Below are 21,673 nucleotides of genomic sequence, written 5' to 3' on the forward strand. Positions count from 1 at the left end.
GCTGGGAAGCCACCCATTCACGTTCAAAGCAATCAATTGTGATTGTGCAGAGGCAAAGAGCCTCTGTTCAAAAACGCGCAGATCAGCGGTGCGGATCGGGCACGAAGCCAAGCACGAATTCCACCACTTTTTCCGCAGGCATCTCGCAGGGGCGCAGCAGCGCGCCGCTGTTACGGGTCAGATAGAGGTTCAGGCTGATGTAATCGCCACCGCCCAGCTCATGCGCCACCAGCTTGTGGGATCTGCCCCCGGCCAGCTCAATACGGCTGACGACATAACGTCTGCCATGGCTGTGACCGGTGGATGATCCCGGCGGGATGGCAAAGAACGCGGTCAGAAAAGCGTCCGAGGCGCTCAAGACTGGCCGATCTTGGGCTCGGTCCCGGCCTTGATCCGCGCCAGATTGGCACTGTGGCGCCAAAAGACCAGCAGGGTCAGGACGATGCTCAGCGCGAAGGTCGAGCTATCTGTCAGCACCAGCACCCAGACAACCGACATCGCGGCCGCCATCAGTGCGCCCAGCGAGGATATTCGCCAGATCGCCGCTGCGACCAACCAGGTCAGACAGCACGCCACGCCCACGCGCCAGTCGAGCGCCAGCCACAAGCCCAGAAAGGTGGCCACGCCCTTGCCGCCCTTGAAGCCCAGCCAGACCGGAAAGCAATGCCCCAGAAACGCAGCCAATGCGGCGATCTGAGCGGCGTCTTCTCCGACCAACGCGCGGGCCAGCAGCACAGCCAGTGCGCCTTTGGCAGCATCGAAGATCAGCGTCAGTGCGGCAGCGGCCTTGTTGCCGGTGCGCAGAACATTGGTCGCGCCGATATTGCCGGACCCGATATTGCGCAGATTGCCCAGCCCCATGACCTTGGCGATGATCATGCCAAAGGGGATCGACCCCATCAGATAGCCAAGCGCGGCCCAGAGGATCAACTGGGTCATCGAACTGTCAAAGGGGGGCATCAAGATCTCCGGTAAACTTCTTGGCCTGCAACATAAGTTGCCGTGACCTTACCTTGCATCCGCTGACCGTCAAACGGTGTGTTCTGTGATTTTGATTTAAGTGAGAACCGGTCCAGCACGAAGGGGACATTCGGGTCGAACAGCACCAGATCGGCGGGAGCGCCTTCGGCCAAACGACCGCTGTCGAGCCCCAGTCGTTTCGCCGGATTCAGCGCCATCGCCCGGAACAGGGTCGGAAGGTCCAATTGGTCCGAATGATACAGGCGCAGTGCCGCTGGCAGCAGCGTTTCCAGTGCAACGGCCCCCGAGGCCGCCTCTTCAAACGGAAGGCGTTTGCTTTCCTCGTCCTGCGGTGTGTGCATCGAACTGATGATGTCGATCAAACCTGTTCGCACCGCTTCAATAACCGCCTGACGGTCGTCTTCGGACCGCAGAGGCGGTTTCACCTTGAAGAAGGTGCGATAATCGGCCACATCCAGCTCATTCAGCGTCAGGTGATGGATTGAGGTTCCGGCAGTGATGTCCAACCCGTTGCGCTTGGCCCGTTCCAGCGCAGGCAGGGCACGGGCGGTGGTGATCTGGTCGGCGTGGTATTTCGCCCTGGTCATCTCGAGCAGGGCAATGTCGCGGTCCAGGCCCATACGCTCGGCCATGGGAGAAACGGCGGGCAGGCCGCGCAGGGTTGCGAACTTGCCGCCGGTGGCTGCCGCGCCCGCGCTGAGACCGAGTTCCTGTGGGTGGGCGATTACCAGCGCGCCGCAAGACCTCGCATAGGTAAGCGCGCGAGAAAACACCTTGGTGTTGGCAACGACATGGTCGCAATCTGTAAAAGCGACCGCACCTGCATCCTGAAGAAAGCCGATCTCGGTCATCTCACGACCTTCACGACCCTTGGTCAGGGCAGCCATGGGCAGCACGTTGACCGGCGTATCCGCCTGTGCGCGGCGTGTGACAAATTCCAGTGTTTCCGGCGTGTCGATTGATGGGCTTGTGTCCGGGCGGGTGACAATGGTGGTCACGCCCCCGGCTGCTGCTGCCAGACCGGCGGATTTGTAGCTTTCCTTGTGGCGCTCGCCCGGCTCGCACACTTTGACGCCGATATCGACAATGCCGGGGGCGAGGCAATGCCCGCCGCAATCGACGACCTGCGCGCCCGACGCTGGGGTTTTGCCCTCACCACGTGCAACAATACGGCCATCGGAGACGCTCAGCCAGCCGGTGCTGTCCGTACCGGTCTCGGGGTCGATCAGGCGGGCATTTGAGAAAACTACAGATGTCATGTCGAGGCCTCTCGGGCTTGGTTCAGTGCCTTCAAAGCGGCATCGGGGTCGGACAGATGGTCAAATCGGAAAAAAGGGTGGCGATCAAACACGACCGCTCGACGCCCAGGCTTGAAGTTCAAAAAACAGTCAATTTTTAAAGTTTTCGACTTGAGGTTTTTGTTGAATTGTCGCGCGTTCTTCGAGGTCACAACATAAACCCGCTGCGCCCGGACAAATCGATCCGCCCACAATGTGAAAGCGAGCAATGCAGTGACACAGGTTAGTTTCCAGAAATCTCTGACAGTTTCCAGCATCCACGGGCTGGTCAACCACATCGCGCAAAGTCCAAGAAGGAGGGCCTTATAGGCCCAACCATATCGTGGTGGAAAATACCCCTGATCCGGACGGCCCGACCACAACACGTCTTCCCCTTCGGGAACATGCATGCGCCACCAATCTGCTTGGCCAACCGTCATGCAATGGCCCTTTCGATTGCGGCTTTGGTGGCTGCGGGGTCCGCTTGGTATTTGATAAGGTGCTTGTCGCCGCCCTTTGTGACGATCTGTACGAAACTGCCCATGATGTTGACGGCATTGATCTGATTCAGCGCAACTTTGCGTGGGCCGGGGCCGGTGAGGGTGGAGTCCGTCATCTCCCACGTGGCGACCAGTTCTTCTGAGGCCAGATACCAAGCGCGCAAGCCAATGGCGGCAAGCCCGGCGGGCGCGCCGGTCCAGGGGTAGGGGTTGCCGACCAACCATAGAATAATCATTGCACCGGCCATCGCCACAGCGGCCAGCCATGCGTTGGTGCGGATGTAGGCACCTTTGTCAGGGGCGAAGGTCACAGGATCAGCCACAGGGCGCCTCCGATAGCGATCAGGATCACCAGCGCCAGAATGGCCGAGCCGACACGGCGGGGTTTGTCATCTTGCGGCGCGGGTTTTGGGGCTGAGTAGGGTTTGGCGCTTTCGGTCTCTATCGGGCCACCGGTCCAGTTGGTGGCCTCTTCGGTGTAAAGGCCGATCAGGCGCAGCCGCCGGTCGGGGGTCAGAGTGGTCGCGTGCCCGCCAAAAGCAGCACTGCGGACGACCATGACCCAACCTTCAATGGCTGCCAAAGCATTACGGTCCAACTGATCTGCGGACACACCGCAACCATCATTCAGATAGCCGTAAAGCCCAAGGTCTTCGAGGTCGGAGACCGGGAAGATGTCGATCTGTTCGGGATCCAATCCCGCGACCCCCAGAACCTGATCGGCGGCACCCGGTTCACGCAGGAACTTCGCCTCTTCCGGGCGCATGTTCAGCGAGAACAGGCGGATCACACCGCGTTCATGGGGGGCGACGGTCAGCTTGCTCATGCGGCCTCGCGCAGGTTGCGGGCCAGCAGTTCCATCGCGGCCATGCGTACAGCGACGCCCATTTCGACCTGTTCCTGAATGACAGACCGGTTGATGTCATCGGCCAGTGTGCCGTCGATCTCGACCCCTCGGTTCATCGGCCCTGGGTGCATGACGATGGCGTCGGGCTTGGCCTGCGCCAGCTTGGCGGCGTCCAGACCATAGCGGTGATAATATTCGCGTTCCGAGGGGATAAACCCGCCGTCCATCCGCTCTTTCTGAAGGCGCAGCATCATTACCACATCGACGTCCTTCAGACCCTCGTTCATGTCGTCGTAGATCTCGGCTCCGAACTCGGCGAAATGACCGGGTACCAGTGTTGGCGGGCCGATCAGGCGAATGCGGTTCTCCATCTTGCCCAGCAGGATCAGGTTCGAACGTGCCACGCGGGAATGAGCCACATCTCCGCAAATCGCGATGTTCAAGCGATGCAGGCGCCCCTTGGCGCGCCGGATGGTCAGCGCGTCCAGCAGGGCCTGAGTGGGGTGTTCATGCTTGCCATCGCCTGCGTTCAGTACGGCGCAGTTCACCTTTTGCGCCAGCAGATCGACCGCGCCTGAATGCGGATGCCGCACAACCAGCAGATCGGGATGCATCGCGTTCAGCGTCATCGCCGTATCAATCAGCGTCTCGCCCTTTTTGATCGAACTGGCCTGCATCGCCATGTTCATCACATCCGCGCCCAAACGCTTGCCCGCGATTTCGAAACTCGCCTGTGTACGGGTCGAGTTTTCGAAGAACATGTTAATCTGCGTCAGCCCCGACAGCACATCGGAATGCTTGGTCGACTGCCGGTTCATGTCGACATATTTCTCGGCAAGATCGAGGATGGCGGTAATATCGGACTGCGACAGATGCTCGATGCCAAGAAGGTGACGATGGGCGAAACGCATGGGCGGGCTCCTGTCTGACAATCGGGCCGCTTATAGGAAGGTCCGCGCGCCTAGGCAACCTAAGGATCAGATCCTTCGGGCAGTTTCTCACATCCGCCTTCGGGCAGACATTGCTCGCCGGGTTTGCACCACTTGCCATAGCCGCAATCCACGGCCTTGATCGGCACGCAGCCCTGATGTTCGGAACATTTGAAACCGGGGCGGCATTGTGATTCTGTTTCTTCGCACAAAAACCAGCCAGGGCGCGAACATCCACCGCCCGGCAGGCAAGATGAGCCCGCCGCGCAGGTCTGTCCGTCGTCACAAAGGGTGGGCAAACCTTCGATCGCAGTGTTCGGGTCAAACTCGGGCGAGGTCCGCTGGCATTCGCCGCGTGCGTTGCAAAACGTTCCTCCCGGACAATCAAGGCGTGAAGTGCATTTGTTCGCTCCCGCAGGGGCGCAGCGGGTGCCCCCGGCCACGCAGCGTTCGAACGGGCCGCAGGTGCGCCCGCCGCCGCAATAGGTGCCACCCAGTGGAATGCAGTGGCCGTCAAAGCTGCATCTTTGCCCGGCCGCGCAGCAGCGGCTGCCGCATTGAAACTGACCGCCGCGGCACTGGCTGTTACGGTCGAAGAGTTGCGCAAAAGCGGGGCCGCTGATTGTTGTCAGCAGCAGGGAAATCAGAAGGAATCGCAACAGAACAGTCATGAATGTTGCAATGGTCCGTGCGCGGGCCGCGGCGATCAAGGCCTATTTGCTTTCCCTCGTTCAAAAGCTGGTTAGATTGAGGGGTATGGAATCGGCTTTGGACTATCATACTGCGCGGGCGCTGCTGGAATGGCAGATCGAACTGGGCGCAACGGATGCAATCGGCGACGCGCCGGTTGACCGTTATGCGTTGCCCGATACTGCGCCCAAGGCCAAAAAGCCCGCAGCTGTGCAGGCCGCGCCGGAAAAGCCCAAGCAGGTCGATCCGGTTCAGGTGGCGAAAGCAGCAGCTCAGGGTGCAGAATCGCTGGACCAGCTACGCGCGGCGATGGACGCGTTTGAGCATTGCGAGTTGAAACGCGGTGCGCGGCAACTTGTCTTTGCCGATGGCACGCCGGGCGCACGGGTTATGATCATTGGTGAGGCTCCGGGCCGTGAGGAAGACCGCGAGGGCAAGCCCTTTGTCGGACGCGCCGGGCAGTTGTTGGATCGGATGCTGGCGGCGATAGATCTGGATCGCACGCGAAACGTCTATATTACCAATGTCCTGCCGTGGCGGCCTCCGCAGAACCGGGACCCAAAACCCGAAGAGATCGGGATGATGAAGCCGTTCCTTGAACGGCACGTAGCGCTGGCAAAGCCCGAGGTGCTTGTCATCATGGGGAATATCAGCTGTCAGGCGGTGCTGGGCAAACGCGGTATCACCCGGCTTCGTGGACAGTGGGATCAGGCGCTGAATCTGCCGGTTATCCCGATGTTCCACCCTGCTTACCTGTTGCGCCAGCCGCAGATGAAACGGCAGGCCTGGGAGGATCTGCTTGAACTGAAAGCTCGGTTGGAGGGCAAGTGATGCGTATTCTGGCGTTTTCCGATCTGCATATGGCGCGCAATCGTGCGGCTGAGGTCGTGGCCGCCAGCGCCGAAGCCGATTTGGTGATCGGGGCCGGAGACTATTGCAATATGCGGCAGGGTTTGGATGAGGCGATGGAGATGCTGTCGGGTATCACCGCGCCGCTCGTGCTGATCCCCGGCAATGCCGAAAGCGCCGGAGAGCTCACCGATGCCGCGCCCGAGGGTGTGCACGTGTTGCACGGTACTGGCATGACCGTTGATGGCCTGCGCCTGTTCGGCTTGGGATACGGCGTGCCGGTCACGCCCTTTGGCGATTGGTCCTGCGATATGACAGATGCCGAGGCCACCGAGTTGCTGGACCGCTGCGACGGCGCGGATATCCTGATTGCGCATTCCCCGCCCAAGGGGCATGGCGATGTCACCTCGATGGGCATTGCGGTAGGATCGGTGGCCGTGCGAGACGCAATCGAACGCCTGCAGCCGCAATTCACATTTTGTGGCCATATTCACGACAGCTGGGGTTATCGCGGTACGATCGGCCGCACTCAGATCGCCAATCTGGGACCCCGCGTAAACTGGTTTGAGGCCACCTGATGATTGAAACGGTTACGCTGCTGGCGTTCATCCCAGCAGCTCTGGCGCTGAATTTCACACCCGGCGCCGATATGATGTTCTGCTTTGGGCAAGGTTTGCGTTCTGGTGCAAAACCGGCATTTGCCGCAAGTGCGGGGACTTCTGTCGGAATGATGGTTCACGTTCTTGTGGCGGGACTCGGTCTCGGAGCCGCCGTGGCAACTATGCCTTGGCTGTTCGATGTGATCCGCTGGATGGGTGTTGCGTACCTGCTGTACTTGTCTTGGGGCGCGATCCGGAACGGGGCGGTGTCTGCCGATGCGCCTGCGCAACCCACACGGTTCGCTTTTCGGGACGGGTTGGTCGTGAACCTGACCAACCCCAAAGTCATCCTGTTCGTACTTGCCTTCATCCCGCAATTCGTAAACCCCGCCACCGGTCCAATTTTACCGCAGTTCCTGATCCTTGGCGTCATCATCGCGCTGGGCGGGCTCGTGGTGAACGGGCTGGTTGGTATTTTTGCCGGGGGCGCGGGGAAGGTTCTGATCTCGAACCCGCGCGCCTCTCGTATCATGGGCTGGGTGACCGGGGGAATTTTCACCGCTCTCGCCGTCCGGCTTGCCATTATGGAAAGGGCCTGACGCTACATGTCACGTATTGACGAAAACAAAGAGTTTATCCCGGTTCGGATTGCAGTTCTGACGGTCTCGGACACGCGGTCGCTGGACGAGGACCGCTCGGGCCAGACGTTGGTCGACCGAATCGAGCGCGCGGGCCATTCGGTGGCCGACCGCAAGATCATCCGGGATGAACGTGGCGAGATCGCGGCCCAACTGCGCCTTTGGGCCGGTGATCCTGACATTGACGTCGTGATCTCGACTGGCGGCACCGGGCTGACGGGCCGCGATGTGACAGTCGAGGCGCATCGGGACGTCTACGAAAAGGAAATCGAGGCATTCGGGACCGTTTTTACCATCATTTCGATGGAAAAGATTGGCACATCTGCAGTGCAGTCCCGTGCCACGGGTGGTGTGGCACAGGGCACCTATCTGTTCGCGCTGCCGGGTAGCCCCGGTGCGTGCAAGGACGCGTGGGACGGGATTCTGGAGAAACAATTCGATTATCGCCACCGCCCCTGCAATTTCGTGGAAATAATGCCTCGATTGGACGAACATCTGCGACGGAAGTAGACTGTTCGCGCGTGTAACTGTTCGTAACCGCTTTGTGGCTTGGCATTTTTCTGTGCCCGGCTACCTTTTGCACATGGCAGCCTGATGCGACCGGGGTAAGTGATAGATGCGATTTCTGAGGCAAAGCCTTGTTGGTGTCTTTCTGGCGTTTCTGACGCTGGCCTTGGTATTTGTTGCGGTGCAACTGATCACCGGAGCGGTGCAAGAGGCGTTGAATCGTGAAAGCGAGCCGCCCGAGGCGCGCGAACGCATCTTCGCCGTCAGCGTTGAGCTGGCTGAGCTTGAGACTGTGACCCCTTATCTGGAAGCCTTTGGCGAGGTGCAGAGCCGCCGCCGTCTGGAGTTGCGTGCAGCGTTGGGCGGGCGGGTGATCTCATTGGCCGAGGATTTCGAAGATGGCGGTGTCGTCACCGCCGGTGAGGTTCTGGTCGAACTTGACCCGGCTGACGCGCAATCGGCCCTGGATCGGGCGAAATCGGATCTGCTGGATGCGCAGTTCGAGGAGCGTGATGCTGAACGGTCGTTGCTGTTGGCGCAGGACGAGTTGAACTCGGCGGAGGCGCAGGCGGGTCTGCGTGGGCGGGCCTTGCAACGTCAGAAGGATCTGCAAACCCGCGGGGTTGGGACGCCTGCTGCCGTGGAAGAGGCCGAACTGGCCGAAGCCGCCGCCCAGCAATCAGTTCTGGCGCGTCGCATCGCGCTGGCACAGGCGGAATCGCGGGTGGATCAGGCCACCACCCTGCTGGCCCGCGCCCGCATCGCGCTTGAGGCCGCTGAACGCGATCTGGATGACATGACCGTCCGCGCAAGGTTCGGCGGGACGCTGACGGATGTGACTCTGGTCGAAGGACGGCTGGTTTCGGCAAATGAAAAGCTGGCCGAACTTGTCGACCCCGATGCGCTTGAGGTCGCGTTCCGTGTCTCGACTGCTCAATTCGTGCGTCTGCTGGATACCGAGGGTGAGCTGATCAATGCTCCTGTCACCGTATCGCTTGAGGTGACGGGCACCGATTTGATGGCCCATGGCCGGATCAGCCGCGACAGTGGTTCGGCAGGTGAAGGGCAGACAGGTCGCCTGATCTATGCTCGTCTGGATGATGCGCCTGGGTTCAAACCCGGCGATTTCGTCACGGTCACGGTCGAAGAACAGGCGCTGGACAATGTGGTGCGCCTGCCTGCGTCGGTTCTGGATGCGGCGGGCACGGTTCTGGTGCTAGGCCCGGATGATCGGCTCGAAGCGCTGCCTGTGCAACTGATCCGCCGTCAGGGCGACGAGGTTTTGCTGCGCGGGCAGGGACTGGTCGGGCGCGAAGTGGTGATTGGCCGGACGCCTCTGTTGGGTGGAGGGGTTCGGGTGCGTCCACTGCGGATCGAGGCAAGTGCCGATCCCGATATGGTTGAGTTGTCCGACGAACAGCGCGCCCAGTTGATGGCGCAGGTCGAGGCCAGCGATCAGATGCCCAATGACGTCAAGGCCCGCGTTCTGGGGCAATTGAACGAGGCTAAAGTTCCTGCCTCACTGGTGCGCAGCATCGAGACCCGGGCAGGGGGTTAGCCGCTATGATGCGCGAGATCCCCGGCGCGGCGGGAGGTATCCTAAGTTACTTCACCCGCCACCGGACGGTGGCCAACCTACTGCTGTTGGTGATGCTGGTTCTGGGCGCAGCGGCGATCCCGGCCATGCGTGCGCAGTTTTTTCCGGACGTAATCCTTGAACGTGTAGACGTGAACGTCGAATGGGAGGGTGCCGGTCCTGAAGATGTGGACAACGGCATAGTCCAGTTGCTGGAACCCGCGCTGCTGGCGGTTGAAGGTGTGGCCAGCACGACCTCAACCTCGCGCGAAGGGCGGGCCAGCATCCGTCTGGAGTTTGAGCCCAACTGGGACATGTCACGCGCCGTAGATGAGGTCAGAACGGCTGTCGACAGTGTGACCAACCTGCCCGAGGATGCCGAAGAACCCTCGATCCGGCGCGGGGCATGGCGGGATCGGGTAACGGATGTGGTCCTGACCGGCCCTGTCGACCCAGACCAACTGGCCAAGTTCACCGACGAGCTGATCAATCGCCTGTTCGCCGTTGGTGTGACTCGTACCACGATCCGGGGGCTCGCCGCGCCGCGCGTGGTCGTCGAGGTGCCAACGGCGCAACTGATCGCCAATGACATCACGTTGAACGAGATTGCCCAGGCTATCGCAGCCGAGGCCATGGCCAACCCGGCGGGTGACGTCACCGGGGCCAACGCGCGCATCCGCACCGGCACTGAAAAGCGTACACCCGAAGAGATCGAGGGCATCGCTCTGCGCAACTACGCCGATGGGTCCAAGCTCTTTGTAGGCGATGTGGCGACAATCAGGGTCGAAGGCGTCAATCGCATCCGCAGCTATTTTGTCGGCGAGAACCCTGCCATGTCTGTGCGCGTGGATCGCTCGAACCTTGGCGATGCCATCAAGATCCAGCATACGGTCGAGGATGTGGTGGCCGAGCTTCAAGCCAGCCTTCCCGAAGGTGTCACGATCGAACTGATCCGCACCCGCGCGCAGGCGATCACTGATCGTCTCGATATTCTGGTCGACAACGGGCTGATGGGGTTGGGTCTTGTGGTCTGCTTGCTGTTTCTGTTCCTGAACGCGCGCATCGCGTTCTGGGTCGCAGCAGGTATTCCGGTGGCGATGTCCGCGGCGATTGCGTTCATGTATATCGGCGGGTTGTCGATTAACATGATCTCGCTGTTCGGTCTGATCATCACGCTGGGCATCGTGGTCGATGACGCCATCGTGGTGGGTGAACATGCCGATTTCCGCTCTCGCCGACTAGGTGAAGAGCCGATGGTGGCCGCCGAACGCGCCGCACGGCGCATGGCGATGCCGGTCTTTGCCGCGACGCTGACCACCGTAATTGCCTTTTTCGGTCTGACCGCCATCGGGGGCCGGTTCGGAGAATTGATCCGTGATATCCCCTTTACCGTGATCGCGGTACTGATTGCCTCGTTGATCGAGTGTTTCCTGATCCTGCCCAACCACATGGCCCATGCCATCGCGCATTCAGCCAAGGAACACTGGTATGACTGGCCCAACCGCGTGGTCAATCGTGGATTCCGCTGGGTGCGAGATCATTTGTTCCGTAGGCTGATCGCTTGGGTCGTCTGGGCGCGCTACGTGGTTGTGGCGATGATGGTGGTGATCCTGGCCAGCCAAATTGCGCTGTTCATCAAAGGTGACGTGAACTGGCGGTTCTTCAACGCGCCCGAGCGCGGCTCGGTCACCGGCAACTTCATCATGGTCGAAGGCGCCACCCGCGAAGACACGCTGGCGATGATGCATCAAGTTCAGCGTGCCACCGAAGAGCTGGGTGAGATCTACGAAGAGCGTCACGGCCGAAACCCGATTGAATATGTGCTGGCCGAGGTCGGCGGCAATTCCGGGTGGTTCAACCTGACCGCGGCGGACGGCAAGGATCAGGACCTGTTGGGCGGGATTTCAATCGAACTGATCGACGCCGATCTGCGCCCCTATTCCAGCTTTGAGTTTGTTGGTGAGCTGCAGGATTTCGTGCCACGCCATCCCAAAGTCGAGTTGCTGACCTTCCGCGGCTGGCGCTCTGGCCCCGGTGGCGATGCGATTGATGTGCAGTTCTATGGCGCCGACGTAAACACGCTCAAGGCTGCGTCCGAGGACTTACAGGCCGAGTTGTCGAAGTACCCTGAGGTTTCGGCGCTGGAGGACAACCTGGCCTATGACAAGGAAGATTTTATTCTGGACCTGACTGCCAAGGGGCAGGCGCTGGGCTTTCGCATCGAAACGCTCGGCCGCGTGCTGCGCGACAGGTTGAACGGGATTGAGGCCGCTACCTTCCCGGACGGGCCACGCAGTGCCGAAATTCGCGTAGAGCTGCCTGACGGCGAACTGACGGCCGATTTCTTGGAGCGTACGCTTATGCGCACACCAGATGGGGTCTATGTGCCATTGGCCGATATCGTTTCGGTTGAGCGCAAATCAGGATTTTCGACCGTGCGACGTGAAAACGGCCTGCGGGTAATTACCGTGATCGGCGATATCTCTGAGGATGATCCGGCCCGAGCGACGGAAATTGCGCGTGCCTTGGGTGAAGAGATACTTCCAAATATCGCCGCCGAACGGCAGGTTGAATGGCAGATGGCAGGCCTGAGCGAGCAGGAGGATGAATTCCTGACCGAGGCGCGCACAGGGCTGATCCTGTGTTTAACCGGGATCTATCTGGTGCTCGCTTGGGTCTTTGCCAGCTGGACGCGGCCAGTGGTGGTAATGGCGATCATCCCGTTCGGGTTGGTGGGCGCAATTTGGGGGCATTACATCTGGGATGTGCCGCTGAGCATGTTCACTGTCATCGGCCTGTTGGGAATGACCGGAATCATCATCAACGACTCGATCGTGCTGGTGACGACCATCGACGCCTATCAGCAGGAACGCGGGCTGGTGCCGTCGATCGTCGAGGGCACGGCCGACCGGTTGCGCCCGGTGATGTTGACGACGCTGACGACGGTACTGGGCTTGACGCCACTGCTCTACGAGGGTTCGCAACAGGCGCAATTCCTCAAGCCGTCGGTGATCACGTTGGTCTACGGTTTAGGCTTTGGGATGTTGTTGGTACTGTTGCTGGTGCCCGCGCTTCTGGCCATTCTGAACGACCTGTCACGCCCGATGACGGCGATGCGCCGGGCAATGCGGGCACCGGATCGGGTTGTGCAAGGTGCTGTAGTCGCCACTGGGTTGGTCCTGTTGCTTTGGTTCGGTTTGACTATGGTGTGGCCTGCGATAACCGGTGCGCCCTTTGGCCTGCTGTCGGGGCTCTACGGAGGGGCAGAGAGCGTTGCGGCCCTGCAAATGGGGCTGGGCGCCTTCATCGCAGGAGCCCTGCCGATCCTGTTGCTGAGTGTCGTATTGTCCAGCCTGCTCTACGCGCGTCTCAGGGGGGCGAGCGACTTAGCCGAGTCATAAAGCGGTTTCCAGCAGATCGATGACCCGGTCGCTCATGGGCAGGTCACCTTGCCGGATTTGCTCAACCGGGAACCAGCGGGCATCCAGCGCATCGTCTCCGGCCACCGGTGTCCCTGATTGATATTGGCAAGCGACTCCGACTAGTAGGTAATGCGACTGCACGGTGCCCTCTTCGTCGCGGCGCAGCAAGTCCAGATTGTCGAGGTAACGCAGCGGTTCGGCGAGGACCGAGGTTTCCTCATGCAGTTCCCGCTGGGCGGCCTGCATGACGGTTTCTCCCCACTCCACATGGCCACCTGGAAAGCCCCAGAGCCCGGCATCGGGTTGCTTACTGCGCTGCACCAGCAACACGCGTGCATCGTAAACCACGACGGCCAGCGCGCCGATCTTAGGGGTTTTCGTCATGGTTTAGCCCGCGCTGCAGCCCTGAATGTCTACGGCGTGATTTGCACCCAACACGGTGATCCGAATCTCGGACCGATCCAGTGCGAAGGGTCCGCCCGAAGCGCTGACCACCTCGGATGTGGCCACCAGTGTATTGCCTTGCCGCGTGGTTTCAGGCTGCGAAGCCCAAAGCGCTGGATTGCCAGGCTCGATGACGGCAACTTCGCGCCCGCCGGCAGAGGGCATGGTTACGCGGGCCTCGATCTTCATGCCGTCTGAGGTCGGGGTCAGGTGGCAGCTTGCGGCTGTCACGTGGGCTTCCTTGGCGGAATAGGGCCGCTGTGCCAATGCCGCCGCTATAGCCGGATTGCGGCCCGCCTCAGCGTCCAGTGTATGGTCAAAATCCAGCCGCTCGGGGATGCAGACGTCCTTGCAGACGCCCAGATCCATGTCCCCACGCAGTCGCACGGGTTTTGCCGGGTTGCGGGGGGTAATCTCGACCGGCAACACCAGTTGATTAGCATAACCGATGGATTGCAGGCCGTTCTGCACAAACACTTCGGGTGCGGGCCAGGTTATCGACACATCACCCACATTCTGCGAGCCGTCCCAGTCAAACTGTGGCGGGATGCCAGCATCACCGGGCGCACGCCAATAGGTTTTCCACCCGTCCTTTAGCGTTAGCCTCAGAGCGCCCAGATAGGTGCCTTGGGCGGTGCGCCCGCCATCCAGCACATCTAATTGCACAACCCCATCCACCGCCTGCGCCTGCGCAGGGGCGTTTACGGCGAAACAAGCAGTTAGGGCGATCGCAGTCGACTTCAGATAACGCTTCATGCCCTTATAAATGCGCCGTCTGGGCCGCGATTCCAAGTCACGTTCCGGTCACCGGCATGAAATCTGGCGAAAATTGACCTGATCCCTTGCCAAGCCCTGTATGCCGGGTTCATTGTTGAGAGGGGACGAAGCAAGAGTTGTAATTCCATGGATCTGACCGGAAAACTGTTGATTGCGATGCCCGGCATGGGTGATCCACGCTTCGATCATTCGGTGGTTTACATCTGCAGTCACGGCGATGACGGGGCGATGGGCCTGATCATCAACAAACCGTCGGACCTGCGGATCAAAACCCTTTTGAGCCAATTGAACATCGCCTGCCGCATCCCGGTGGTGGGCGAGCGTCTGGTTCATTTTGGCGGCCCGGTTGAGATGTCGCGCGGATTTGTCCTGCACAGCGCCGATTATGATGCCAACCTGCACTCGATGAAAATCTCGGACGACTTCAGTATGACCGCAACGCTGGATGTGCTTGAGGATCTGGCCTCGGGTCGCGGACCTTTGAATTCGACGCTGACGCTGGGCTATTCCGGCTGGGGGCCCGACCAGTTGGAGGATGAGATCGCCATGAACGGCTGGCTGACCACCGAGGCGAGTTCGAAACTGGTGTTCGATGTGCCGGATGATGAAAAATGGGAGGCCGCGCTGGCGACGTTGGGTGTTGACCCGCTGACCTTGTCGGCCAGCGCCGGACGCGCCTGATCAGCTGTCGCGCGGCGCTGCGGCGCGGCGCAGGCGGTCGTTGATGGCTGCACCCAAGCCCCTTTCCGGAATTGGTGAGACGGCAATCGGACGGCCCGTGGCATTCAGCGTGTGAAGGGCCGAAAAGAGATTTGCCGCAGCCTCGGTCAGATTGCCCTTTTCCGACAGGTTCAGATCACATGGAACAGGACCGAACCCCATCAACACCTCATCGCCTTGTGTGTTTTCGGCATTTAGCCGAACGGGCGCGTCTGGCGCGTAATGGGATTGCAGTTGGCCCGGCGCCGTCAACAGGTCTCCGGCCTGATGAAGATGCAGCTGCGTGTTCAGCACGGATTCGATTTCGTCCAGCGCCACGCCGCCGGGGCGCAGCAGAGAAGGCTCTCCAGCCAATCCGACAATGGTGGACTCCAACCCGACACCACAGGGGCCGTCATCGAGAATCGCCGCGATGCGCCCGTCCAGACCGGCGCGCACGTGATCGGCGGTTGTCGGGCTGATCTGGCCCGAGGGGTTGGCTGATGGGGCCGCGACAGGGCCATCAAACGTGGACAGCAGCGCGCGGGCTGTACCATGCGCAGGAACCCGCACCGCCAAAGTGTCCAAACCAGCCGTAACCAGTGTTGAAATGCCGTGCCCCTCGCGCAACGGCAGTACCATCGTCAGAGGGCCGGGCCAGAATGCTGCGGCCAACGCTTCGGCCTTGTCGGACCATTCCACGTATCGCTGTGCGGCCTCGATAGATGCCACATGCGCGATCAGTGGGTTGAAGCTGGGCCGCCCCTTGGCCGCATAGATGCTTGCCACGGCCTCTCCGTTTCGCGCGTCGCCGCCCAGCCCGTAGACTGTCTCGGTGGCGAAGGCGACCAGCAGGCCTTGCCGCAGCAGGTCTGCTGCCTGCGCAATTCCGTCCGGATCGGCGGATAGTTCCTGTGTGCCGTTGGGGATCATATCTGGTGACGCCGCGTTTTGATTGCTTGTACCATTTGGCTGGCTAGGTAATCGAATACATCAAGGATGCATAAAGGTGGGCATTGCAATTTCCAACCCCACCCGCGAAAAACCGAACAAACAACCCCGAGGGTAGACATGCCATACCGCGCGCCGATTTCCGACTATGAACTGTTGTTCCGCCACGTTGTCGGATTCGATAAGATTGCGGCAACCGAAAAATTCTCGGAAGCCAGCGAGGATGTGGTCAGCGCGATCCTCACTGAAGCCGGCAAAATGTGCGAAGAGGTGATGGCCCCGCTGCAGCGCCCCGGCGATCTGGAACCTGCACGTCTGGAAAATGGTGTGCTGAGGACTTCGCCTGGATACGCCGACGGCTGGAAAGCAATTGCCGAAGGTGGTTGGGTTGGGATGAGCGGTGATCCCGAATATGGCGGCATGGGTTTGCCGATAGCTCTTACAACGGCAGTGAATGAGATGATGTCGGCCGCATGCCTGTCTCTGCAACTGGCACCGCTGATGTCTCAGGGTCAGATTGAGGCGCTGGAGCATCATGCCAGCGACGAGCTGAAAGCACTGTATCTGCCCAAGCTGATTTCAGGTGAGTGGGCTGGCACCATGAACCTGACCGAACCTCAGGCCGGGTCGGATGTGGGTGCGCTAACCTCGAAGGCCGAAGCCAATGGTGATGGTACCTATGCGGTGACAGGGCAGAAAATTTTCATTTCGTGGGGTGACAACGACTTCACCCAAAACGTCTGCCATCTAGTGCTGGCGCGCCTGCCCGATGGGGTGCCCGGAACAAAGGGGATCTCGTTGTTCCTGGTACCCAAGTACCTACCGGATGAAGACGGCAATCCCGGCGTGGCGAATGATCTGAAAGTAGTCTCGCTGGAACACAAGATGGGCCTGCATGGCTCGCCGACCTGCGTGATGCAGTATGACGGTGCCAAGGGCTGGCTCGTGGGCAAGGAACATGGTGGCATGGCGGCGATGTTCACCATGATGAACAACGCCCGTCTGGGCGTTGGCGGTCAGGGCGTGGGAGCCGCTGAAGGGGCCTATCAGCACGCGCTGGCCTATGCACTGGAGCGCAAACAGGGCAAAACGCCGTCTGGTACTATCATCGACCACGCAGATGTGCGCCGGATGCTGATGGGTATGCGCGCCGATACTTTTGCTGCACGGGCGATCATGCTTGCCAATGCGGCCGCCATCGATATGGCCAACGCCACCGGCGACTCCGAGTGGAGCGCACGTGCCGCGTTGTTGACCCCGATCTGCAAGGTCTTCGGGACCGAGGCCGGAATGCGCGTCTCCGAGACTGGCGTACAGGTGCATGGTGGTATGGGCTTTATCGAAGAAACTGGCGCGGCCCAGTATTACCGGGATGTTCGCGTCACCGCGATCTATGAGGGTACCAACGGTATTCAAGCCATGGATCTTGTGGCCCGCAAGATGATGGACGGGGGCGAGGCGGCCTCGCGCCTGCTGGATGAGATTGAAGATCACGCCGAACAAGCCCGCGCCACCCTGCCAGACTTGGCCGGACCCGTTTGGGAGGCGACCGAAAGCCTGCGGGAAACCACCGAGTGGTTCGTGGCGCAATCTGACATGAACACCCGCTTCGCCGGAGCTGTGCCTTATCTGCACGCCTTCGCTCGTGTATTGGGAGCACACTATCACCTCAAGGCGGCGCAGGCTGAACCCAAAGGGCCGCGTTTCAAACTGGCGCGGTACTACATCAACGCATTGTTGCCGGAATACGCAGGTCTGTTGGCGCAGGCGCAGAACGGAGCCGATGATCTCTATGCCCTCAGTGCCGAGGAGTTGGTAGCCTAATGGACGGGGATAATCCTTTGGCCATCCGGTATCCATGGCCCGAACCTCCGGCCTCGGGCGAAGCGATTGAGGTTGCCGAAGGCGTGCTATGGATGCGGCTACCGCTGCCCATGGCGCTTGATCACGTCAATATCTATGCGCTGGATGACGGAGATGGCTGGATGGTGATCGACACCGGTATGTCATCGAACAAGACCCGGCGCATCTGGGAAAAACTGATGTCAGGCCCACTGGGCGGCAAGCCGATCAATCGGGTTGTGGTGACGCATCACCACCCCGACCATGTGGGCAATGCAGGTTGGTTTCAGTCCGAACACGACGTGGAACTAGTAGCATCGCGGACCGCTTGGCTGTTTTCCCGGATGCTTCAACTGGATGTGCAGGAAAGCTGGCCGCAGGAAACGTTGGACTATTACCGCAGCGCGGGCATGGCGCCCGAGATTCTGGCCAAACGGATGTCCGAGCGCCCGTTCAACTACTGCGATACGGTTTATCCAATGCCGCTGGGCTTTACCCGTATTAAACAGGGCAGTGTGATCCGCATGGGTGGGCGCGACTGGGATGTGCATATGGGCAACGGCCATGCGCCCGAACACGCCACGTTCTGGAGCCGCGACGACAATCTGGTGATCACCGGTGATCAGATCCTCAGTTCTATCAGCCCCAATCTGGGCGTTTACGTTACGGAACCTCTGGCCGACCCGGTCGCCGAGTGGCTCGAGGCGTGTGAGCGGTTGCAAGAGTTGGCGCGTCCCGACCATCTGGCTCTGGGTGGCCATAAACTGCCCTTCACCGGGCTGCCCACACGGATGAAACAATTGATCGACAATCACCATGGCGCGCTGCGCCGCCTTCAGGAGTTTCTCGACCAGCCCAAAACTGCTGCTGAGTGCTTTCTACCCTTGTTCAAACGCCAGATCGGCGCAGGTGAGTATGGGCTTGCCTTGGTCGAGGCGGTTGCACATCTGAACCATCTTTACCACATTGGAAATGTCACCCGGACGCGGCGTGCGGATGGGGCGTGGGAGTTTCAGCGCAAAGGGTAAAGCCATGCAAGATCAGATCGAAACATCGGCCGAGGCGGCGGAAGCGGCGGCTTTGCCCCGGTGTTATGAGGTGCATGCCAACCCGAATGCCAAGTCCGGTGCAAAGGATTTGCCCGGGCAACTGCAAAAACCGGTTGCGACCAAGAGCCCGGCGCAATGGGCCTATGAGCGGCTGATCCTGTACATCCAGAATTTCGAGCAAACGCTAACCGGCGATCAAGAAGTCGCCATGGGATTCACCGGCGGCGATGCGGGTGTGATGCGGATCGAAGGCATGGGTTATTTCGATCCCGATATCATCACCTTTTACGGCTCGGATGCGACCGGGGCGCGAACCCAGCTTGTGCAGCATGTCAGCCAGTTGAACGTGATGCTGCGTGCGCTGCCCAAATCGGTCGAGGACAAGCCCGCCAATCGCATTGGGTTCCGGCTGGCCAAGGATCTGGAAGAAAGCTGATCCTCTGACTTGCAATTCACGTCTGCGCAGCCTTGAATGAGTGCAACATTCAAGGGGGCCACGTGACCAGTTTCTCAGCCGTTACAACCGCGTACAGTCGCGCGTGGGCGCGTCGCCGCGTCTTTGTGCCGATCTATATCGCCGTGCGCCTGCTGCTGGTGGCGCTGATTGCGCCGGGCGTCGCGATCACTGTGAACCTTGCCGTATCGCTGTCGAACCAGACTGCACTGACGGATCAAGCCATCGCTGCCTTCATCCTGTCACCCGCCGGGTTTATTGCGGCGGTTGTGGTGCTCAGCCTGTTCTTGCTGGCCGAGGTGTTTGTTTTCTCGGTCATGGCAGGATCCCTGCGTATGGGAGAATCTGACCCGTGGCGTGCTGGCAGTTCCGCCATTTGGCTGATCCTGTCGCGCCTGCCTGCACTGTTCGGCTTTGCGGTGCGGTTTGTCCTTCGGGTTTTGCTGCTGGTTCTGCCCTTTGCAGTGGTATCCGCGCTGATCGCGTGGTGGACGCTGACTGAATACGACATCAACTATTACCTGACCTTCCACCCGCCATCCTTTTGGATAGCGGTGGTGTTGATCGGTGCGGTGGTCCTGGTCATGGCCTGGGTGCTGATCCGACGCCTGTCGGCGTGGGCATTGTCTCTGCATCTGGTGCTTTTCGAAAACGTTCACCCGGCGCATGCGTTCAACATCAGCGCCACGCGGATGGAGGGCAAACGCGGGCGCCTCAAGATCGAACTGGCGATTTGGCTGATCCTGCAGGTGCTCATCGCAGGCTTGATCGCCTGGGTGGCGGGCCTTTTGTTTGCGTTGGTGCCGTTGCAGGAGGCTGCGCATCTACGTTTGGCAATGACTTACAGCTTGCTGGTAGCAGGGATCTGGTCTCTGGCCGGGTTGGTGCTGGCGGCGACAGCGCTGGGCGCTTTGGCGGTGCTGCTGGACGGTTTTTTTGAGATCAAGACCTCAGAGCCGCCGCACCCCGAACCCGGAAGCCTGCGCATTCCCTTGTTCGCGGCCCTGGGCGCGGCTGCAGTGGCCGTTCTGATCGGGTTGTGGTTTGGTCAGCACTTGCTTGAGCGCGTACAGGCCCCTGACCGGGCCGAGGTGATTGGGCATCGGGGTGCCGCAGCGCTGCGTCCGGAAAACACCATGGCTGCGGTGCTGAAGGCGATCGAGGACGGTGCGGATTGGGTCGAGATCGACGTGCAAGAGACAGCGGATGATGTGGTTATCGTCGCTCATGACAGTGACTTCATGAAACTGGCGGGCGTGAACCTCAAGGTCTGGGATGCAACGATGGAGGACATTGCCCAGATCGACATCGGCAGTTGGTTCGGGCCTGAATACGCGGATGAACGCACGCCGACCCTGCGCGAGGTGCTTGAGGCCGCAAAAGGGAAATCCAAGGTCCTCATCGAGCTGAAGTATTACGGCCATGATGTCGATCTGGAAAACCGCGTTGCAGCCATTGTCGAAGAAATGGAGATGCAGGACGACATCGCCACCATGTCGTTGAAATATCCGGCGGTGCAAAAGATGAAGTCCATTCGCCCCGACTGGCGCGCCGGGGTTTTGGCGGCAACGGCTGTTGGCGATCTGACGGGGCTGGAAGGTGACTTTATCGCCGTTAATGCTGCGATGGCGACGCCGGGGCTGGTGCGCTCGGTCCACGCAGCGGGCAAGGATATCTATGTTTGGACAGTCAATGATCCGTTGCAGATGTCCGCAATGGCATCGATGGGCGTGGACGGGCTAATCACCGATCGCCCTGCGATGGCCAATGAGGTGCTGCGGGTGCGCGCCGAGATGGGTCCGGCGGAGCGGCTGCTGCTGTGGCTGGCAACCACCTTTGGGATGTCCGTTGATACTCAGGCGATGCGCGATGAAAGCCCGTAGCCTAGGCGTTGTCTTCGGATTGATAGCTGCACCGGCGATGGCACAGGACATCATGCGCAACATCGAGATGCCCGCCCACCGTGCCCTGTTCGCACAGCGGGGCGATGTCGAGCCAATCCCGTTCGAAACCGACGGATGCTCTGGCGGACTGTCTGCCAGTTGGCGTTTCGTGGCCGAGACTTTCCCCAAGTTCAGTGCGCTCTACGAGGCGCACCCTCCTTGGGAGTACTGTTGCGTGACCCATGACCATGCCTATCACAACGCAGGGGGCGCATCGCAGGCCGAGGAAAGCTTTGAGGCACGTCTGTCTGCGGACGATGCCTTGCGCGTCTGCGTCAAACAGCACGGTGAGGATAACGCCGACGAATACGCTGCCCGCTATGACATGGCGCCCGACCAGATTCGCACGGCCCATTCGGTGACTGCCGAGGCCATGTATACCGCAGTGCGACTGGGTGGCGGGCCGTGCTCGGGCCTGCCATGGCGGTGGGGTTTCGGATATCCGGGCTGCTCGGTTTTCAAACCTGTGACCTCTGCGCGCGAATGACGTGGTGACAGCCCCTGGATTTTCGATTATCCAACATCTCAAACACGCGAATTAGGAATCTCTGAGTTATGGCTGAACACAAGCACGGCGAAATGGACATTACCGTTCAGGAAAAAACCTTCCACGGATTTATCAAGGCCACCACATGGTGTGTGGTTGCTATCGCCTTCATCTGCCTGTTCCTGGCTGTCTTCGCCTCTTAATCCATACCG

Annotated in this window: 24 protein-coding genes; 13 read left to right on the forward strand and 11 right to left on the reverse strand. The window is 60.3% G+C overall.

Going from position 1 to position 21,673, the window contains the following annotated elements; genetic code table 11:
- Positions 1-82 precede the first annotated feature (82 nt).
- Genes ABLN94_RS12360 through ABLN94_RS12395 form a run of 8 tightly spaced genes read right to left on the reverse strand, consistent with a single transcriptional unit; the run spans position 83 to position 5,205 of the window.
- Positions 83-358, reverse strand: a complete 276-nt coding sequence (locus tag ABLN94_RS12360; RefSeq protein WP_352992756.1) for a hypothetical protein — start codon at positions 356-358, stop codon at positions 83-85.
- Positions 355-960: a glycerol-3-phosphate 1-O-acyltransferase PlsY gene (plsY, locus tag ABLN94_RS12365; RefSeq protein WP_352992757.1), complete on the reverse strand. Its 606-nt coding sequence runs from the start codon at positions 958-960 to the stop codon at positions 355-357. Before plsY ends, ABLN94_RS12360 begins: the two co-directional genes overlap by 4 nt.
- Entirely contained in the window at positions 960-2,240 is a 1,281-nt protein-coding gene (pyrC, locus tag ABLN94_RS12370) for a dihydroorotase (protein ID WP_352992759.1), read from the reverse strand. Before pyrC ends, plsY begins: the two co-directional genes overlap by 1 nt.
- On the reverse strand, positions 2,237-2,698 hold the full coding sequence (locus ABLN94_RS12375; protein WP_352992760.1) for a hypothetical protein: 462 nt from the start codon (positions 2,696-2,698) through the stop codon (positions 2,237-2,239). Before ABLN94_RS12375 ends, pyrC begins: the two co-directional genes overlap by 4 nt.
- Entirely contained in the window at positions 2,695-3,081 is a 387-nt protein-coding gene (locus ABLN94_RS12380; RefSeq protein ID WP_352992762.1) for a hypothetical protein, read from the reverse strand. The genes ABLN94_RS12375 and ABLN94_RS12380 overlap by 4 nt, the downstream gene beginning before the upstream one ends.
- Positions 3,066-3,584: a hypothetical protein gene (locus ABLN94_RS12385; RefSeq protein WP_352992764.1), complete on the reverse strand. Its 519-nt coding sequence runs from the start codon at positions 3,582-3,584 to the stop codon at positions 3,066-3,068. Before ABLN94_RS12385 ends, ABLN94_RS12380 begins: the two co-directional genes overlap by 16 nt.
- Entirely contained in the window at positions 3,581-4,516 is a 936-nt protein-coding gene (locus ABLN94_RS12390; protein ID WP_352992765.1) for an aspartate carbamoyltransferase catalytic subunit, read from the reverse strand. Before ABLN94_RS12390 ends, ABLN94_RS12385 begins: the two co-directional genes overlap by 4 nt.
- A 59-nt stretch (positions 4,517-4,575) precedes the next feature.
- A complete protein-coding gene (locus tag ABLN94_RS12395; RefSeq protein ID WP_352992767.1) occupies positions 4,576-5,205 on the reverse strand; it encodes a scavenger receptor class F, member 2 in 630 nt (209 codons plus the stop codon).
- 85 nt (positions 5,206-5,290) lie between these two features.
- Between ABLN94_RS12395 and ABLN94_RS12400 the strand changes: the two genes are divergently transcribed.
- The 6 genes from ABLN94_RS12400 (at position 5,291) to ABLN94_RS12425 (ending at position 12,794) form a co-directional block, all read left to right on the forward strand.
- Complete coding sequence (locus tag ABLN94_RS12400; RefSeq protein WP_352993081.1) at positions 5,291-6,055, forward strand: uracil-DNA glycosylase; 765 nt, start codon at positions 5,291-5,293, stop codon at positions 6,053-6,055.
- Entirely contained in the window at positions 6,055-6,651 is a 597-nt protein-coding gene (locus ABLN94_RS12405) for a metallophosphoesterase family protein (protein ID WP_170488590.1), read from the forward strand. Before ABLN94_RS12400 ends, ABLN94_RS12405 begins: the two co-directional genes overlap by 1 nt.
- On the forward strand, positions 6,651-7,271 hold the full coding sequence (locus ABLN94_RS12410) for a LysE family translocator (protein ID WP_352992769.1): 621 nt from the start codon (positions 6,651-6,653) through the stop codon (positions 7,269-7,271). Before ABLN94_RS12405 ends, ABLN94_RS12410 begins: the two co-directional genes overlap by 1 nt.
- Before the next feature lie 6 nt (positions 7,272-7,277).
- The gene (moaB, locus tag ABLN94_RS12415) at positions 7,278-7,820 is read left to right on the forward strand and encodes a molybdenum cofactor biosynthesis protein B (protein WP_170488594.1); all 543 of its coding nucleotides are present in this window, start codon (positions 7,278-7,280) and stop codon (positions 7,818-7,820) included.
- 106 nt (positions 7,821-7,926) lie between these two features.
- Positions 7,927-9,375 carry an efflux RND transporter periplasmic adaptor subunit gene (locus ABLN94_RS12420; protein ID WP_352992771.1) on the forward strand — a complete coding sequence of 483 codons (1,449 nt, stop codon included), beginning with the start codon at positions 7,927-7,929 and terminating at the stop codon, positions 9,373-9,375.
- A 5-nt stretch (positions 9,376-9,380) separates the two neighbouring features.
- Entirely contained in the window at positions 9,381-12,794 is a 3,414-nt protein-coding gene (locus ABLN94_RS12425; protein WP_352992773.1) for an efflux RND transporter permease subunit, read from the forward strand.
- Here the strand turns inward: ABLN94_RS12425 and ABLN94_RS12430 are convergent.
- Both ABLN94_RS12430 and ABLN94_RS12435 read right to left on the reverse strand, forming a co-directional pair.
- Complete coding sequence (locus ABLN94_RS12430) at positions 12,789-13,199, reverse strand: NUDIX hydrolase (RefSeq protein ID WP_352992775.1); 411 nt, start codon at positions 13,197-13,199, stop codon at positions 12,789-12,791. The genes ABLN94_RS12425 and ABLN94_RS12430 overlap by 6 nt on opposite strands.
- 3 nt (positions 13,200-13,202) lie before the next feature.
- On the reverse strand, positions 13,203-14,015 hold the full coding sequence (locus ABLN94_RS12435; protein ID WP_352992777.1) for a protein-disulfide reductase DsbD domain-containing protein: 813 nt from the start codon (positions 14,013-14,015) through the stop codon (positions 13,203-13,205).
- A 147-nt stretch (positions 14,016-14,162) separates the two neighbouring features.
- On the opposite strand from ABLN94_RS12435, the gene ABLN94_RS12440 reads away from it, so the two are divergent.
- A complete protein-coding gene (locus tag ABLN94_RS12440) occupies positions 14,163-14,717 on the forward strand; it encodes a YqgE/AlgH family protein (RefSeq protein WP_352992779.1) in 555 nt (184 codons plus the stop codon).
- Here the strand turns inward: ABLN94_RS12440 and ABLN94_RS12445 are convergent, their stop codons facing one another.
- Entirely contained in the window at positions 14,718-15,668 is a 951-nt protein-coding gene (locus ABLN94_RS12445) for an L-threonylcarbamoyladenylate synthase (RefSeq protein WP_352992781.1), read from the reverse strand.
- Positions 15,669-15,806: 138 nt separating this feature from the next.
- Here ABLN94_RS12445 and ABLN94_RS12450 point away from each other — a divergent pair, with 138 nt between their 5' ends.
- The 6 genes from ABLN94_RS12450 to ABLN94_RS12475 all read left to right on the forward strand — a co-directional run bounded on the left by ABLN94_RS12450 (position 15,807) and on the right by ABLN94_RS12475 (position 21,664).
- A complete protein-coding gene (locus ABLN94_RS12450; protein ID WP_352992783.1) occupies positions 15,807-17,510 on the forward strand; it encodes an acyl-CoA dehydrogenase in 1,704 nt (567 codons plus the stop codon).
- Positions 17,510-18,556, forward strand: coding sequence for an MBL fold metallo-hydrolase (locus ABLN94_RS12455; protein WP_352992785.1), 1,047 nt, complete (start codon positions 17,510-17,512; stop codon positions 18,554-18,556). Before ABLN94_RS12450 ends, ABLN94_RS12455 begins: the two co-directional genes overlap by 1 nt.
- 4 nt (positions 18,557-18,560) lie before the next feature.
- Positions 18,561-19,013: a DUF6173 family protein gene (locus ABLN94_RS12460; RefSeq protein ID WP_170488611.1), complete on the forward strand. Its 453-nt coding sequence runs from the start codon at positions 18,561-18,563 to the stop codon at positions 19,011-19,013.
- Positions 19,014-19,075: 62 nt separating this feature from the next.
- The gene (locus ABLN94_RS12465; RefSeq protein WP_352992787.1) at positions 19,076-20,914 is read left to right on the forward strand and encodes a glycerophosphodiester phosphodiesterase; all 1,839 of its coding nucleotides are present in this window, start codon (positions 19,076-19,078) and stop codon (positions 20,912-20,914) included.
- On the forward strand, positions 20,901-21,461 hold the full coding sequence (locus tag ABLN94_RS12470; protein WP_352992789.1) for a hypothetical protein: 561 nt from the start codon (positions 20,901-20,903) through the stop codon (positions 21,459-21,461). Before ABLN94_RS12465 ends, ABLN94_RS12470 begins: the two co-directional genes overlap by 14 nt.
- A gap of 68 nt (positions 21,462-21,529) precedes the next feature.
- Positions 21,530-21,664, forward strand: coding sequence for an aa3-type cytochrome c oxidase subunit IV (locus tag ABLN94_RS12475; protein ID WP_170488616.1), 135 nt, complete (start codon positions 21,530-21,532; stop codon positions 21,662-21,664).
- The last annotated feature ends 9 nt before the right edge of the window (positions 21,665-21,673 follow it).

This window comes from Ruegeria sp. SCP11 (genome assembly GCF_040329455.1).
GTDB classification, from domain to species: Bacteria; Pseudomonadota; Alphaproteobacteria; order Rhodobacterales; family Rhodobacteraceae; genus Ruegeria; species Ruegeria atlantica_E.

Excerpts from the sequence above, each read along its gene's own strand:
- plsY (WP_352992757.1), bottom strand. The coding sequence starts at position 960 with ATGCCCCCCTTTGACAGTTCGATGACCCAGTTGATCCTCTGGGCCGCG.
- pyrC (WP_352992759.1), bottom strand. The coding sequence starts at position 2,240 with ATGACATCTGTAGTTTTCTCAAATGCCCGCCTGATCGACCCCGAGACC.
- ABLN94_RS12375 (WP_352992760.1), bottom strand. The coding sequence starts at position 2,698 with ATGACGGTTGGCCAAGCAGATTGGTGGCGCATGCATGTTCCCGAAGGG.
- ABLN94_RS12385 (WP_352992764.1), bottom strand. The coding sequence starts at position 3,584 with ATGAGCAAGCTGACCGTCGCCCCCCATGAACGCGGTGTGATCCGCCTG.
- ABLN94_RS12390 (WP_352992765.1), bottom strand. The coding sequence starts at position 4,516 with ATGCGTTTCGCCCATCGTCACCTTCTTGGCATCGAGCATCTGTCGCAG.
- ABLN94_RS12395 (WP_352992767.1), bottom strand. The coding sequence starts at position 5,205 with ATGACTGTTCTGTTGCGATTCCTTCTGATTTCCCTGCTGCTGACAACA.
- ABLN94_RS12400 (WP_352993081.1), top strand. The coding sequence starts at position 5,291 with ATGGAATCGGCTTTGGACTATCATACTGCGCGGGCGCTGCTGGAATGG.
- ABLN94_RS12405 (WP_170488590.1), top strand. The coding sequence starts at position 6,055 with ATGCGTATTCTGGCGTTTTCCGATCTGCATATGGCGCGCAATCGTGCG.
- ABLN94_RS12410 (WP_352992769.1), top strand. The coding sequence starts at position 6,651 with ATGATTGAAACGGTTACGCTGCTGGCGTTCATCCCAGCAGCTCTGGCG.
- moaB (WP_170488594.1), top strand. The coding sequence starts at position 7,278 with ATGTCACGTATTGACGAAAACAAAGAGTTTATCCCGGTTCGGATTGCA.
- ABLN94_RS12420 (WP_352992771.1), top strand. The coding sequence starts at position 7,927 with ATGCGATTTCTGAGGCAAAGCCTTGTTGGTGTCTTTCTGGCGTTTCTG.
- ABLN94_RS12425 (WP_352992773.1), top strand. The coding sequence starts at position 9,381 with ATGATGCGCGAGATCCCCGGCGCGGCGGGAGGTATCCTAAGTTACTTC.
- ABLN94_RS12430 (WP_352992775.1), bottom strand. The coding sequence starts at position 13,199 with ATGACGAAAACCCCTAAGATCGGCGCGCTGGCCGTCGTGGTTTACGAT.
- ABLN94_RS12435 (WP_352992777.1), bottom strand. The coding sequence starts at position 14,015 with ATGAAGCGTTATCTGAAGTCGACTGCGATCGCCCTAACTGCTTGTTTC.
- ABLN94_RS12440 (WP_352992779.1), top strand. The coding sequence starts at position 14,163 with ATGGATCTGACCGGAAAACTGTTGATTGCGATGCCCGGCATGGGTGAT.
- ABLN94_RS12445 (WP_352992781.1), bottom strand. The coding sequence starts at position 15,668 with ATGATCCCCAACGGCACACAGGAACTATCCGCCGATCCGGACGGAATT.
- ABLN94_RS12450 (WP_352992783.1), top strand. The coding sequence starts at position 15,807 with ATGCCATACCGCGCGCCGATTTCCGACTATGAACTGTTGTTCCGCCAC.
- ABLN94_RS12455 (WP_352992785.1), top strand. The coding sequence starts at position 17,510 with ATGGACGGGGATAATCCTTTGGCCATCCGGTATCCATGGCCCGAACCT.
- ABLN94_RS12460 (WP_170488611.1), top strand. The coding sequence starts at position 18,561 with ATGCAAGATCAGATCGAAACATCGGCCGAGGCGGCGGAAGCGGCGGCT.
- ABLN94_RS12470 (WP_352992789.1), top strand. The coding sequence starts at position 20,901 with ATGAAAGCCCGTAGCCTAGGCGTTGTCTTCGGATTGATAGCTGCACCG.
- ABLN94_RS12475 (WP_170488616.1), top strand. The coding sequence starts at position 21,530 with ATGGCTGAACACAAGCACGGCGAAATGGACATTACCGTTCAGGAAAAA.